Annotated in this window: 14 protein-coding genes; 8 read left to right on the plus strand and 6 right to left on the minus strand. The window is 69.9% G+C overall.

Annotated features, from left to right (window positions below):
- Positions 1-65 precede the first annotated feature (65 nt).
- From A5481_RS30440 to A5481_RS30450, 4 genes are all read right to left on the minus strand, one after another.
- Complete coding sequence (locus A5481_RS30440) at positions 66-326, minus strand: hypothetical protein (protein ID WP_048434898.1); 261 nt, start codon at positions 324-326, stop codon at positions 66-68.
- 498 nt (positions 327-824) lie between these two features.
- A complete protein-coding gene (locus A5481_RS33030; protein WP_082173204.1) occupies positions 825-1,022 on the minus strand; it encodes a helix-turn-helix transcriptional regulator in 198 nt (65 codons plus the stop codon).
- 92 nt (positions 1,023-1,114) lie between these two features.
- Positions 1,115-1,768: a hypothetical protein gene (locus A5481_RS34350; RefSeq protein WP_156311907.1), complete on the minus strand. Its 654-nt coding sequence runs from the start codon at positions 1,766-1,768 to the stop codon at positions 1,115-1,117.
- An 8-nt stretch (positions 1,769-1,776) separates the two neighbouring features.
- Entirely contained in the window at positions 1,777-3,057 is a 1,281-nt protein-coding gene (locus A5481_RS30450) for a tyrosine-type recombinase/integrase (protein WP_048434896.1), read from the minus strand.
- A gap of 734 nt (positions 3,058-3,791) precedes the next feature.
- Between A5481_RS30450 and A5481_RS30455 the strand changes: the two genes are divergently transcribed.
- The 5 genes from A5481_RS30455 to A5481_RS30475 are packed head-to-tail and all read left to right on the plus strand — an operon-like array spanning position 3,792 to position 7,544.
- A complete protein-coding gene (locus A5481_RS30455) occupies positions 3,792-4,586 on the plus strand; it encodes a transporter substrate-binding domain-containing protein (RefSeq protein ID WP_425339747.1) in 795 nt (264 codons plus the stop codon).
- Positions 4,587-4,610: 24 nt separating this feature from the next.
- Positions 4,611-5,255 (plus strand): amino acid ABC transporter permease, encoded by a 645-nt coding sequence (locus A5481_RS30460; protein WP_048434894.1) that lies wholly within the window; start codon positions 4,611-4,613, stop codon positions 5,253-5,255.
- Positions 5,252-5,914 (plus strand): amino acid ABC transporter permease, encoded by a 663-nt coding sequence (locus tag A5481_RS30465; RefSeq protein ID WP_048434893.1) that lies wholly within the window; start codon positions 5,252-5,254, stop codon positions 5,912-5,914. The genes A5481_RS30460 and A5481_RS30465 overlap by 4 nt, the downstream gene beginning before the upstream one ends.
- Complete coding sequence (locus A5481_RS30470; protein WP_048434892.1) at positions 5,911-6,717, plus strand: amino acid ABC transporter ATP-binding protein; 807 nt, start codon at positions 5,911-5,913, stop codon at positions 6,715-6,717. Before A5481_RS30465 ends, A5481_RS30470 begins: the two co-directional genes overlap by 4 nt.
- Positions 6,714-7,544 (plus strand): histidine utilization transcriptional repressor HutC, encoded by an 831-nt coding sequence (locus A5481_RS30475; RefSeq protein WP_053082418.1) that lies wholly within the window; start codon positions 6,714-6,716, stop codon positions 7,542-7,544. Before A5481_RS30470 ends, A5481_RS30475 begins: the two co-directional genes overlap by 4 nt.
- A gap of 29 nt (positions 7,545-7,573) precedes the next feature.
- Here A5481_RS30475 and A5481_RS30480 read toward each other — a convergent pair whose 3' ends face one another.
- Both A5481_RS30480 and A5481_RS30485 read right to left on the minus strand, forming a co-directional pair.
- A complete protein-coding gene (locus A5481_RS30480) occupies positions 7,574-8,113 on the minus strand; it encodes a flavin reductase family protein (protein ID WP_048434891.1) in 540 nt (179 codons plus the stop codon).
- An 80-nt stretch (positions 8,114-8,193) separates the two neighbouring features.
- Positions 8,194-9,546 (minus strand): LLM class flavin-dependent oxidoreductase, encoded by a 1,353-nt coding sequence (locus tag A5481_RS30485; protein WP_048434890.1) that lies wholly within the window; start codon positions 9,544-9,546, stop codon positions 8,194-8,196.
- A 193-nt stretch (positions 9,547-9,739) separates the two neighbouring features.
- Between A5481_RS30485 and A5481_RS30490 the strand changes: the two genes are divergently transcribed.
- From A5481_RS30490 to A5481_RS30500, 3 genes are all read left to right on the plus strand, one after another.
- Entirely contained in the window at positions 9,740-10,663 is a 924-nt protein-coding gene (locus A5481_RS30490) for a LysR substrate-binding domain-containing protein (protein ID WP_048434889.1), read from the plus strand.
- Between the two features lie 581 nt (positions 10,664-11,244).
- Positions 11,245-12,423 (plus strand): acyl-CoA dehydrogenase family protein, encoded by a 1,179-nt coding sequence (locus A5481_RS30495; protein WP_053082417.1) that lies wholly within the window; start codon positions 11,245-11,247, stop codon positions 12,421-12,423.
- Between the two features lie 16 nt (positions 12,424-12,439).
- Positions 12,440-13,543: an LLM class flavin-dependent oxidoreductase gene (locus A5481_RS30500; RefSeq protein WP_048434888.1), complete on the plus strand. Its 1,104-nt coding sequence runs from the start codon at positions 12,440-12,442 to the stop codon at positions 13,541-13,543.
- Positions 13,544-13,548: the final 5 nt, after the last annotated feature.

The following is a 13,548-nucleotide window of genomic DNA, read 5'->3' on the forward strand; positions in this document are numbered from 1 at the left end:
CAGAAACGGGGCAATCCCAGGCCCCATGTCAGGCAGCGGCTCGTCGAGAGGATCGTGCTCGCGCTTCACGACTGCACCTCCTCGCGGTTCTGACTGCCGTTCTCCTTCATCGCGCGGAGCATCGCCAAGATGCTGACGGCTTGGCGCATTGCGGCGACGGCTTGACGGGTCGCGTAGTTGAGTCCGACATCGTCGGTGGCAGCGGCGTAATCGACTGCCATGCCGGTGTAAAAGCTGACCATATTCAGACACTCTGCCGCGCACTCGCGCAGCATCTCGGGGCTGCCGTGGGCGATGTGGTTGGTGTTCCGGAGGGGCGCGTTCATGACTCGCTCCCCCGGTTTGGCGCGCGCCGGCGGTGCAGCGTCGCGAACGTTGTCAGCACCTTCCTTCGATCCAAAGAGGCAAGCCGTCCCAGCTCATCGACAGAGCGCCGGAGCGCATCAGCTTCGAATTCTGCCTGCTCAAGCGTCGCGGCTAGATCGGCACCGTGAGTGCCGCAAACGAGGTGCACGATAGCTCGCAAGCACCTGAGCCGTGCGCGCCGCTCGGCCGTGCTCAGTCCGTCGGCCCATGGACCATATCGATCGGCCGGCCGGAGCGCGGGGGTGGGGGCGCTCACGCGCGCCTCCCGGTCGTAGCGAACGCCAACTCGGCGACGGCGCGAGCGCGCTCAGGGCTGAAATCGAAGCGGGCAAGCAAGCGCCGCATCTGGATTTCGCGGGGACTGTACGGTATATCCCAGGTGTCAGCAGCGACGCAGACATTTCCCAGGACCCTCGCCGTGCCCGCGGCGGGGGTTCTGACGTTGTGGGCCATGCCTGTTACGCGGCCTCCTGCTGCTTCATTAGTGCATCGGCCTCTCGCGCACGGCACCAGTCGCGGTCAGCGTCATCCGTGATCCGGACAGCTGCACCGACTTTCATGATGCGCGGCGCTTTGCCGGCCTTCAGCAGATTGTAGAAACTTGCGCGAGACAGCTTGTGGCGCTCGCACCATTCATGGATCGTCAGTGATTGCATCTGTGCACCTGCCTTCGTCTCTGGCGGTGCTTCAAGGTATGCAGACGATTATCTATCAACAACTATGATAAAGCTGACGCTCGAATTTAGCGTCAGCCTTCCTTGTCAGCCTTTCTGGGCGCGCCGATCTTGGTCGGCACCTCCTTGAAAATGCTGCGAAAATTCGCCTCTGTGATGTCCTTGCCTGCGAAACTCTGACGGAGAAGCCGCTTCTGCGCGTCGCGCGTCATCCTTTTCGCCCGAGTTTCCTTGCTCAACATCGCGACGGCGCTACGAATATCCGCTGCTGTTAGTGTCTTCCGCTTAGCGGTATCATCCCCGTGAGCCTCAGCCCTATCAATCTGCAGCCCGGCGCCAGCAACCTCGATCATTCGCAAAGCTGATAATAAATCTTTGTATTGATTGGATGTAACAAATATCCACTCGCTGCTGCTAGTTAAACTAGCTGGAGTTATTCCATTCCATATCGCATCGTTCCCAGCATTGTCTCGCCAAAATCCTGCTGGAATATTCTTTGTTCCCTCAAGATCGGTATATAGTCCCACCATCTCGCCATCGAGTAGACATTGCTGTATTACGTAACTCGCGTGGAACTGGTGCATTCCTAAAAGAAAACTTGATGTTTCTTCGCCGGAAGGAAGTTTTGGCCTTCCATCAGGATAAGCCAAATTCACGTACCGTTCTGTCAAATCTTGCCACGCATCTTGTAGTAGCAGATGGCCAGATGGGATCATTTTCATTTTCATCGATCGTATCAACCTCCCGATGAATGCAGCGGCTCAACATTGTCGCTCATGGCTCCGAACCGTGGTGCGCCTGCTCTGATCGCATCAGCCACGTAGGATGGAGCTAGGTGGCCGTAATGCTTTTCGACCATGCGTGTGTCGGCGTGGCCGAGGTTGCGCGCCACCACCATCAGGGGCGTGCCGTTCATGACCGCCAAGCTCGCCCAGGTATGGCGCAGGCCATGGAAGCCGATCGCCGGGGTGATCCGGCCGTTGCGGCAGGCGTCAGCCATCGGTCGCAGCTGATGCGAGGCGCCCCAAGTCCCGCCGCTCGACTTCACGAACATGGACGCATCCCCTGCCCTACCGGCGACATGGCGGGCAAAGAACGCGGCGCCTTCGTCAGTGAGCACGATGTGGCGGGGCTTGCCGGACTTGCTGCGCCGGATCCCGATCGTGCCGGAGTCCGGATTGAAGTCAGACACCTTTAGTGCGACCAGCTCACCGTAGCGGGCCCCGGTCTGAAGCGCTCCCTGCACGAGCGCGCGGAAGTCAGGTTCAGCCGCGTTGATGAGCCTCTTGGCCTCAACCACGGTCAGGTAGCGTACCCGTGCCGCATCCACGTTCTCGAACGGCTCGACCCGTCGCCAGGCTGCGTCGGACGAGACCTTGCCTGCGCGCCACGCCCGATTGAGCGCCGCCTTCAGCACCGTCAGTGTGCGGTTCGCTGTCGACCGTCGCCGGCGCTTGCTCTCGTCGTCTTCGCCGAGTTTGCGGTAGCGTTGCTCCGCCCCGGCCTTAGACCGGATCCGCGCTGGCATCTTCGGCAGATCGGCAAGCCATTTCTCAAGCTTCGACGTCGTCAGTGCCTCCACCTCGACCTCGCCGAGGGACGGATAGATGAAAGCTTGCGCACGATGGCGAGCATCCAGGCCCGACTTCCGGTTCGCGTCAAGGAACTCCAGGTAGGCTTCCAGGGCATCCTTGACGGTCAACGGGCTGGTCTTGCCGGCCGCAGCGTGAGCGCGCTGAACCATGCGCTCGCGGGCTCGCTCCTGAGCCTGCCGGAAGCTGAGGATCGCCACACCGTCGGCGTCGGAGAAGTCGTCCGCCGTCGCCAGCGTCTCGACTTCGTAGGTGCGCTCACCGACGTAGTGCCGAGCCACCCACTTGCCTGCACCCTTGGCCACCTTGCGGTAGCCGAGATGCAAGCCGGGTTCGAGCGTGCGGAAATACGGTTTTCCTCGTTGCTCAAGACGAGCGCGTGCGGTGCGCGTCTCCAGGTTGGCGTCGCGGACGGTTCGGGCCATGGGAGGTGTCTTCCTGATCCGTGTCCAACAGATGTCCAATATGCGCGGCAAAACTCGCACGCACAAGCTTAGACGCCTGCGAACTAACAATCTGATGTTGAACGGATTTTGGGGACAGCCGTAGACTCGGAAAGACGTCAGAGAGACCCTTTCACGGCGAAAACACGGGTTCGAGTCCCGTAGGGCGCGCCAGCGGTTTCGAGCTTCGAGCTTCGCTGGCGCGGTCATCTCATCCGACATGTTCGAGTGCTCCCGGGTCGTCGCGGGATCGGTGCGGTCGCCGCGGAGGCGAGCCGCAGACGCGGCCGGCTGCCGGATCGTGGGCCGCGACCCCTTCCGGATTCCGGCTCCGAGCCGCGAAGCCAACGTTCGCGCGAAGCGAGAAGCCGCGCGACGCCCAGTCTCGGAAGAGTCCAAGCCACGCGCCAAGCCTCGCGCGAAGGCAAGTCGCGAGAGCATTCAGGTCCCGTGGGAGGGCCGAGAGAGGGCGCCGAGGCATCGAAACCGGTCGCGGACGATGGGCGGCGAGGCGCGCGGAGGGCCGTCCGCCTCACGGAAGGGCACGATCTGCCTGATCTTTTCCCAGTTCGCAGGCTGCCCAACGGATTGACAACCAGGCGCGGATGACGCCCATATGTCTAATCATATTATCGATCGGCGCGTGTCAGTCGCCCTGCTTTATCCGACGGGAGATCTGCATGAACAAGCGTTTCTTCGTACAGATCGCCCTCGGGATGGGGCTGTCGATGACGATGCCGCTGCTGGCGCAGGCCCAGGATTCCCTCGCGCGCGTCAAGGCGGCGGGGGTTCTCAAGGTCGGGACCGAAACCGCCTTCGCTCCGTTCGATTTCATCGATGCGGCGGGCGATCATGCCGGCTTCAACGTCGATGCCTTCGCGGAGGTCGGCAAGGAGCTCGGCGTCAAGATCCAGTGGGTCGAGCTGCCGTGGGACGGCGTGCTGCCGGCCCTCGAAGCCGGCCAGTTCAACATGGTGGCGGGGCCCGCCACCATCACCAAGGCGCGCATGGAGCGCTACCGGTTCCTGTCGCCGGTCGCCGAGGCGACCGTCGCCGTCCTGAAGGGCGCCAAGGACGCGACGATCCAGAAGCCCGAGGACATCGCCGGCAAGATGGTCGGCGCCGGCAAGGCCACGGCGCAGCTCGCCCAGCTGAAGACCTACAGCGCGACGCTGCCGAAGCCGGTCGTGGCGCGCGAGTACCCGGCCTTCAACGAAGCCTATGCCGACCTCGCGGCGGGGCGCATCGCGGCGGTCGCGAACTCGCTGCCGAACATCGCCTACGTCGCCTCCAAGCAGCCGGGCACCTTCGCGGTCGTCAAGCCGCCCTTCGGCCAGACGAGCTATTTCGGCTATATCGGCACCAAGAAGCCGGACGATCAGCCCCTGCTCGACGCCGTGCAGGCGGCGCTGGTGAAGATCAAGGCCGACGGCCGCATGAAGAAGATGCAGGAGAAGTGGTTCGGCACCTCGTTCGACACGCCGGACGTGGCGCCGGAGCCGAGCTTCTGACGCGGTTCCCGCCCTGAGCGCCCGATGACCGCCCGGCTGTTCGAACTGATGCTGAAGGCGGCCGGCTACACGGTCGTCATCAGCGTCGCCTCGATCGGGATCGGCCTCCTGGTCGGCATCCTGGTCTGCGCCGCCAAGCTGTCGCCACGCCCCTGGCTGCGCTGGCCGGCGGGCGTGTTCGTCAGCTTCTTCCGCGGCGTCCCGCTCCTCGTCCAGCTGCTGCTGATCTACAACCTGCTCCCGGCGGTCGGCATCGTCGTCCCGAGCGTCGTGGCGGCGCTGGTCGGCCTCTCGCTCTGCACCGCCGCCTACCAGGCGGAGAACCTGCGCGGCGGCTTCGCCAGCGTGCCGCGCGGCCTGCTGGAAGCCGCCGACATGGCGGGATTGTCGCCCTGGCAGCAGTTCCGCCGCATCCGCGCCCCGATCGCGCTGCGGCTCACCGTGCCGGCTCTCGTCAACGAGGCGATCCTGATCCTCAAGGCGTCCTCGCTGGTCTCGGTGGTCGGCGTCATCGAGCTGACGCGCACGGCCCAGAACCTCGCGGCCTCGACCTACGAGCCGCTGCTGTTCTACTCGGTCGCCGGCGGCCTCTACCTCGCGATCAACTGGATCGTGGCGGGCGGCGGCGCCCTGGCCGAGCGCGGCTTGCGCCGGGGACGGCTCGCATGAGCTTCGACCTCGCCGTCGTCGTCGCGGCGCTGCCGGCGATCCTGGCGGGGCTCCAGGTCACCCTCGGCATCTGGCTCGCCGCGCTGGCGCTCGGCATCGGGCTCGGCTTCGCCGTCGCCGCGCTGCGGCATTTCGGGCCGGGGCCGCTCGGCCTCGCCCTGCGGCTCGCGGTCGAGGTCCTGCGCGGCACCCCCTTCCTGATCCAGATCTTCCTGCTGTATTTCGGCGGCCCGTTCGTGGGGATCCGGCTCGATCCGGTACCGGCCGGGCTCCTGGGCCTCAGCGTCTACGCCGCGGCCTACTTCTCCGAGATCTTCCGGGCCGGCTTCGTCGCGGTGCCGCGCGGCCACGTCGAGGCCGCGCAATGCGTGGGCTTGAGCCGGGCACAGATCGTCCGGCGCATCCTGGTGCCCGAGATGACCATGCTGGTCCTGCCGCAATGCGTGAACATGGCGGTGATCCTGGTCAAGGAGACCGCAATCCTGTCGATCATCGCGGTGCCCGAGGCGACCGCCGTGATCAGCGCGCTCGGCTCGCAGCAATACGCCTTCGTGGAATCGCTGTTCCTTCTGGCCCTCATCTACTGGCTGCTGGTCGAGGCCTGCGGCTGGGCCGGGCGGGCGCTGGAGCGCCGGCTGTCGAAGTTCAGGTTCGCATGACGCTCCCCGCCCCCGCCATCGCCATCCGCCGCCTGTGCAAGAGCTACGGCCAGACCGAGGTGCTGCACGGCATCGACCTCGAGATCGCCCGCGGCGCCACCACCTGCCTGATCGGGCCGTCGGGATCGGGCAAGTCGACCCTCCTGCGCTGCATCGCGTTCCTGGAGGAGGCGACCAGCGGCACGATCCTCGTCAACGGCCAGCCGCTCGGCTTCGAGGAGCAGGCCGACGGCCGGCGCCGGCGCCTGCCGCAGGCGCGGATCCGCGAGGTCCGCTCCGGCATCGGCATGGTGTTCCAGCAGTTCAACCTCTGGCCGCACATGACGGCGCTCGGCAACGTCACCGAGGCGCTGGTCACCGTGCAGGGCCTGTCGCGCCGGGAGGCCGGCGAGCGCGGCATGGCCCAGCTGCGCCGGGTCGGGCTCGAGGCGCGGGCCCGGCACTACCCCTCCGAGCTGTCCGGCGGCCAGCAGCAGCGCGTCGCGATCGCCCGCGCCCTGGCGCTCGAGCCGAAGATCCTGCTCTTCGACGAGCCGACCGCCTCGCTCGATCCCGAGCTGACCGGCGAGGTGCTGAACGTCATGCGCGACCTCGGGGACGAGGGCATGACGATGGTGGTCGTCACCCACGAGATCGGCTTCGCGGCGACGGTCGGCCAGCGCATCGTCTTCCTCGATCACGGCCGCGTCCTCCTCAACGGCCCGCCGGCGGAGCTGTTCGCCCCGCCGCGCCACCCGCGCCTGACGCAGTTCCTCGAAACCTACCTCGATCGCGGGGCGGCCATGTTGCTGAAGCCCGCGTGAGCGCGACCGACCGATCGCGCCGCGCGCGCGGCCGGGACGGTCCGGCTATCGGCTCGCCCGACGCGGCTACCCCGTCTGAGACGGCGGCCCCACCCAGGACCGCGACGCGGCACGACCGCATCGTCGAGGACATCCGGTCGCTCATCGTCGACGGCGCCTGGCCGCCGGGATCGCGGCTGCCGGTCGAGACCGACCTCGCCGAGCGCTACGGCGTGTCGCGCATGACGATGAACAAGGCGCTCGGCCAGCTCGCCCGCGAGGGCTTCCTCGTCCGGCGCAAGAAGAGCGGGACGCAGGTCGCGCAGCCGCGGGCCGAATCCGCCGTGGTGGCGATCGCCGATATCCGCGACGAGGTGCGCCGGTCGGGCCGGGCCTACCGCTTCCGCCTGCTCGCGCGCCGGACGCGGCCGGGCAAGGAGGAGGACGCCCTGCTTCTCGGCGGCGCGACCGGCGGCGGGCCGGTCCTGTGGCTGCAGGGCCTGCACCTCGCGGACGACCGCCCGTTCTGCCTCGAGACCCGCCTCATCAACCCCGCCGCCGCCGAGGGCGCGACCGCCCAGGACTTCGCCGCCCTCGCCCCGGGGGCCTGGCTGCTGCAGGCGGTGCCGTGGAGCGTCGCGAGCCACCGCGTCCGGGCGGTGAACGCGACCGCGGCCGAGGCCAAGCTCCTGGAGATCGCGGTCGGCGAGGCCTGCCTGGAGATCGTCCGGCGCACGAACGCCGCGGGCGACTGGGTGACCGGGGTCAGGCTGCTCTATCCCGGCAGCGAGCATCAGCTCGTCGCGAATTTCGGCCCGGAGGCCGGGGCGGCGCCCGCCCGGGGCTGAGCGCCGCCCTGGAACCACGCGGCGCGGGCTCACCCTTTCCCGGCCGCGAACCGGCCGTAGCCGCCGTCGCAGTACAGCAGGGGATCGATCGCAGGCGAGCCGATCGCCCCGGCGATCCGGGCGATCATGACCGTGTGCGTGCCGTGATCGAGGCAGGCCTCGGTGGCGCAGAACAGCGTCGCCTGCGCCTCCTCGAGCCAGGGCAGGCCGTCGATCGGCGCCGCGGCGGCCTCCAGCCGGCGCCACGTGCCGTGCGCGAACCGCGTCGCCGACGGCGCCGCGGCGATCGCGGCCGCGAGGTCCCGGTGCGGCGCGGCCATGATGCCGACGGAGAAGGCGGCCCGCCCGCGCAGGGCCTCGTGCGCCGAGGCGGTGCGGTTGACGCAGACGAGGAGCGAGGGCGGGTCCATCGAGACCGCGCTGACGGCGGTGGCCAGCATCGCGTGACGCCCGGGCCCGTGCTCGGTCGCGATCAGCGCCACGGTCGCGCCGACGCCGCGCCACACCTGCCGGACGGTCTCGGCGTCGCCCGGCCGCAGCCGGGAAGAGGCAAGGTCGTCTCCGCTCATCCTACCCCCGTCCGGGACATCGCATCCGCCGCGTCGGACATCCGCATGCGACCTTGGGGCCGCCGTCGTCCTCGCCATGCTCACGCCCGCCCGCGGGCCCGCGCGTGGCGGGTCGGCGGGGTCGACAGGCCGAGATGGGCCCGCAGCGTCGTCCCCTCGTACTCCTCGCGGAACAGGCCGCGGCGGCGCAGCTCGGGCACGACGAGGCGGGTGAAGTCCTCCAGGCTCGACGGCAGGGTCGGGCACATCAGGATGAAGCCGTCCGCCGCGCGGGTCTCGAACCATTCCTGCATGAAGTCCGCGACCTCGGCGGGCGTGCCGGTGAGGCCGTTGCCGGTGTGGCGCCGGGCGTAGTGCGTGATGAGCTCGCGCATCGTGTGGCCCTTCGTGACGAACTCCTTCAGCTCCTCGAACATCGCCTTCGAGCCCTTGGCGGAGGCGGGCATCCGGTCCATCGGGAACGGCTTGTCGAGGTCGGCGCCGTGGAGGTCGGTCTCCAGGAATTCCTGGAGCATCAGGAGCCCGACATCGGGGTGCATCAGCCGGACGAGCTCCTCGGCCTTGGCCTCGGCCTCCTCGCGGGTCTCGCCGACGTTGATGACGAGTCCGGGCAGGATCTTGAGGTCGTCCGGGTCGCGGCCGTAGGCCGCCATCCGGCCCTTCACGTTGGCGTAGAAGGCCCGGTTCTTCTCGATGTTCGAGGCGAGGGAGAACACCATCTCGGCGGTGCGGGCGGCGAGCTCCATGCCCTGCTCGGAGCCGCCGGCCTGGGCGATCACCGGCCGCCCCTGCGGCGTGCGGGCGATGTTCAGCGGGCCGCGGACCTGGAAGTGCTTGCCCTTGTGGTCGAGCGTGTGGAGCTTGTCCTTGTCGTGGTAGACGCCGCTCTCCCGGTCGAGCAGCAGCGCGTCGTCCTCGAAGCTGTCCCAGAGGCCGAACACGGTGTCGAGGAACTCCTCGCCGCGCTCGTAGCGCTCGGCATGGGGCGCCAGCCCCTCGCGGTTGTAGTTGTAGCCGGTCTCGTCGTGGTCCGAGGTCACGACGTTCCAGGCGATCCGGCCGCGCGAGAGGTGGTCGGCCGAGGCGAACAGCCGCGCGATGTTGTAGGGCTCGTAGTAGCTCGTCGAGGCGGTCGCCACGAACCCGATCCGGTCGGTGTGCTGCGACAGGGCGGTGATCGCGGTGATCGGCTCGAAGCGGTTCATCTTGGTGGGATTGCGGGCGAGCGCCCCCGCCTCGCCGACCGCGCTCGCCGGGGAATCGGCGAAGAACATGAAGTCGAGCTTGGCCGCCTCGGAGACCTTGGCGCAGCGGGTCAGGTGGCCGAGGTCGTTGGCGCCGCGCACGTCGCTGCCCGGATGCAGCCAGGCGGCGGGGTGGAAGCCGAACGTGTAGACGAACGTGCCGAGCTTCAGCTGGTCCGATCGGGGCATTCGCGGTCTCCTGCGCGGTGGCGTCGATGCATGGGGTCCCGGACTGTCCCGGCGCGGTCTCGGCCGCCGCAGTATGCCGGGGGGCGGGCTTGCCGGAACCGGAGAAATTCTGCTTCATGGTTTAGAAAACCTGCCGGGTCCGGGAGCACGGGCCGGCAGGGCCGGCTCCCTCCCGCCCCGATCGACGATCGCGATGTCCGCCCTCCCCCCGCTCAAGGCGCTCCAGGCCTTCGACGCCCTCGGCCGGACCGGCAGCCTGACGCTGGCCGCCGCCGATCTCGGGGTGACGCCGGGGGCGATCGGCCAGCAGCTGCGCAAGCTCGAGGAGGCGGTGGCGGCGAAGCTCGTGGCCCCCGACGGCCGCGGTCTGCGCCTGACGCCGCTCGGCGCGACCTACCACGCGCAGATCCGCCAGGGCTTCGCGGCCCTCGCCGAGGCCGGCGCGGTCCTGCGCGAGGCGGCCGCGGACGTGATCGTCCTGTCCTGCCTGACGACCGTGCTCGGCAAGTGGATCGGCCGCCGGATGCGGGACTGGACCGAGCTCGGCGCCCAGGCCCGCATCTCGCTCGTCGGCAGCGACGCGGAACCGGATCTGGGCCAGGGCGCGGCGGACCTGCGCATCTATTACGGCGGCCGCACCCACCCGCCGCATCGCACCGAGCTGTTCACCGATCACATCGTGCCGGTCTGCGCGCCCGCGTTGATCGCGGGACGGCCCCTGTCCGGGCCGGAGGACATCCTGCGCTTCCCCCTCCTGCACATCGCCTGGGACCCGCGCTTCGGCGCCAATCCGGGCTGGGCGGAGTGGGGCCGGCTGATCGGCACCCGGCCGCCGCCGGCGAACCTCACCTACGGCCTGTCCGGCAGCGCGATCGACGCCGCCCTCGCCGGGCAGGGCTTCGTGCTCGGGCAGCTGGCCTTCATCGGACCGGAGCTCGAGACGGGCCGGCTGGTCATTCCCTTCGACCTGCGCCTGCCCCTGCCGGAGCCCTACTTCCTCGCCTGGAATCCCGCCTCCCTGAAGAAGACCGGTGCGCGGGCGTTCCACCGCTGGCTCCTCGGCGAGGGCCGGGCCCAGGGCCTCCTCTCCGCGCCGCCGGCCCGGGAGCCTGCGTGAGGGCCGCCGGCAGCCGGGGTGCCGGCAGCCCCTCGCCCTGTCGTCAGTCGTCCCCTCTCCCGGACGACCGTAACGACGTGGAGGGAGGTCCGGGAACCAGCACAAGGACGCGCGAAGCGTCCGGCTTTCCGCAACGTGGCAGCATGCAGAGCCGCTTCGCGGCACTTCTTCCGCCGGATCCCGGATCTGCTTCCGCCGACGCTTCAGTCGTCCGGGAAAGGGGTGTGGCTCGTGAAGGGTCGTGCGCGTGCCGGCACCACGCCTGCCCGTGCTCGACCGGGCACCGAGGTTCGTCGACCGGATCGCGACCCCGGTCGGTGCATGGTCCGCCTCGATGATCGTCCTCGCTTCGATCGTCGCGCAAGAAAAATACTTCTCAATCTCCCGAATATATCAGAACATCATTCCGGTTGACGCTCGCCTCGTCCCGGCTATCGTTCTGACATGTTCGAATATCGGCACTTCCTCGCAATCGCGACCCGTCGCGCGCCGGCTCGACGCCGTTGCGACGCAGGACGGACCGCGACCCCGATCCCGTGCCGCCCGGCCCCCCACCCCGATGGCCCGCGAGGCGCCGCGGCATGACGATCGCGCTCCGGCGGCCCGCGCCCGAGGCGACGGCCGGGGACCCCGTCGCGGTCGCGCGCGCGCTCGTGCCGGTCCTGGCGCCGCTCGCCGCTTCCGACGACCGCGGGGGGCGCTTTGCCCATGCGAGCCTCGCGGCGATCCGGGAGGCGGGACTCGCCGGCCTGACGGTGCCGGCCGCCCGGGGCGGCGGGGGCGCCGGGCTCACGGTCGCCGCCGCGGTGATCGGGACGCTCGCCGAGGCCGATCCGGCGGCGAGCCTCGTCCTGGCGATGCAGTTCGTGCAGCATGCCAGCCTCGCCCGGACGGGCCGCGTCGAAGGGCCGGACGGCATCGTCGCGCGGCTGCAGCGGGCGGCCCTGCGCGAGGGCGCCCTCGTCAACGCGCTCCGGGTCGAGCCGGCCCTCGGCTCGCCGTCCCGCGGCGGGCTGCCGGAGACGGTGGCCCGGGCCACGCCCGACGGCTGGCGGGTGAGCGGGCGCAAGATCTACTCCACCGGGGCGCCAGTCCTCGCCGCCGGCCTCGTCTGGGCCCGTACCGACGAGGCCGAGCCGCGGGTCGGGTTCGTGGCGGTGCCGATGGCGGCGCCGGGGGTGCGGATCGAGGAGACCTGGGATCACCTCGGCCTGCGGGCGAGCGGCAGCCACGACGTCGTCCTCGACGACGTCGCGGTCCCCGGCGACCACGCCCTCGACCTGCGCCCGCCCGCCGAATGGGGCGGGCCCGACCCGGTGACGACCGCCTGGCTCACCACCCTGCTCGGCGGCCTCTACGACGGCGTCGCGCGGGCGGCGCAGGCGTGGCTGTGCGGCCACCTCGTCGAGCGCAGGCCGGCCAATCTCGGCGCGCCGCTGGCGAGCCTGCCGAGGATCCAGGAGGCCGTCGGCGAGAATGCGCGCCGGCTCGCCGTCAATCGCCGGCTCCTGCGCGGCGTCGCCGCCGAGACCGATGCCGGGGAGCCGCCCTCCGCGAGCGAGGGCGGCCTCGTGAAGCTCACCGTCACCGAGAACGCGATCGCGGTCGTCCAGGACGCGGTCGCCCTCGTGGGCAATCCGGGCCTCTCGCGGAGAAACCCGCTCGAGCGCCACCTGCGCGACGTGCTCTGCGCGCGCATCCACACGCCCCAGGGCGACGCGGTCCGGCTGGCGGCCGGGCGCGCGGCCCTCGGCGCCTGAGCGAGGACCTTTCAGCATGGCACACGCGGACGACGTGCACTTCATCGGCTTCGTGGCGGCGCAGTACGGGTCGGAGATCCACGCCCCGGCCGGCCCGGTCGTCGACCGCGCCTATCTCCGGGCGGCGGCCCAGGCGCACGAGCATGGCGGGTTCGACCGGGTGCTGATCGCCTTCCACTCGACCGCGCCCGACAGCTTTGCCCTGGCGCAGTACGTCGCCTCCGTCACCGAGCGGATCGGCCTGATGATCGCGCACCGGCCGGGCTTCCAGGCGCCGACGGTGGCCGCGCGCCAGCTCGCGACCCTCGACCAGCTCACCGACGGGCGCGTCGGCGTCCACATCATCACCGGCGGCAACGACGCCGAGCTGGCGCAGGACGGCGACGCGCTGACCAAGGACGAGCGCTACGCCCGCACCGGCGAGTACCTCGACATCGTCAAGGCGTCCTGGACCAGCCCGGCGCCGTTCGACTACGCCGGGCGCCACTACCGCGTCGCGCAGGGCTACTCGGCGGTGAAGCCGGTGCAGCAGCCGCACCTGCCGGTCTATTTCGGCGGCTCCTCGGACGCCGCGATCGCGGTGGCGGGACGGCACGCCGACACCTACGCGCTCTGGGGCGAGACCCAGGCCCAGGTGCGCGAGACGATCGCCCGGGTGCGCGCCGCCGCGCGGAGCCACGGGCGCGAGGACCGGATCCGCTTCAGCCTGTCGTTCCGGCCGATCCTCGCGGAGACCGAGGAGGCCGCCTGGGCGCGGGCGGACGCCATCCTGCAGCGCACCCGGGCCTTGCGCGCCACCCGCGGCCTCGGCACGGCCGCCGCGCCGCAGAACGAGGGCTCGCGCCGGCTGCTCGCGGCGGCGGCGCAGGGCGAGCGGCTCGACCGGCGGCTCTACACCGCGATCGCCGCCGAGACCGGGGCGCAGGGCAATTCCACGGCGCTCGTCGGCACGCCCGAGCAGGTCGCCGAGACGCTGCACGAGTACCGCGAGCTCGGGGTGACGACCTTCCTGATCCGCGGCTTCGACCCGCTGGAGGACGCGGTGCAGTACGGGCGCGCGCTGATCCCGGCCTTCCGGCGCCTCGCCGGTGCGCCGGCCCGCCGCCCGGCCGCCGCGTGAGGCCC

The organism is Methylobacterium platani, assembly GCF_001653715.1.
Classification (GTDB): domain Bacteria; phylum Pseudomonadota; class Alphaproteobacteria; order Rhizobiales; family Beijerinckiaceae; genus Methylobacterium; species Methylobacterium platani.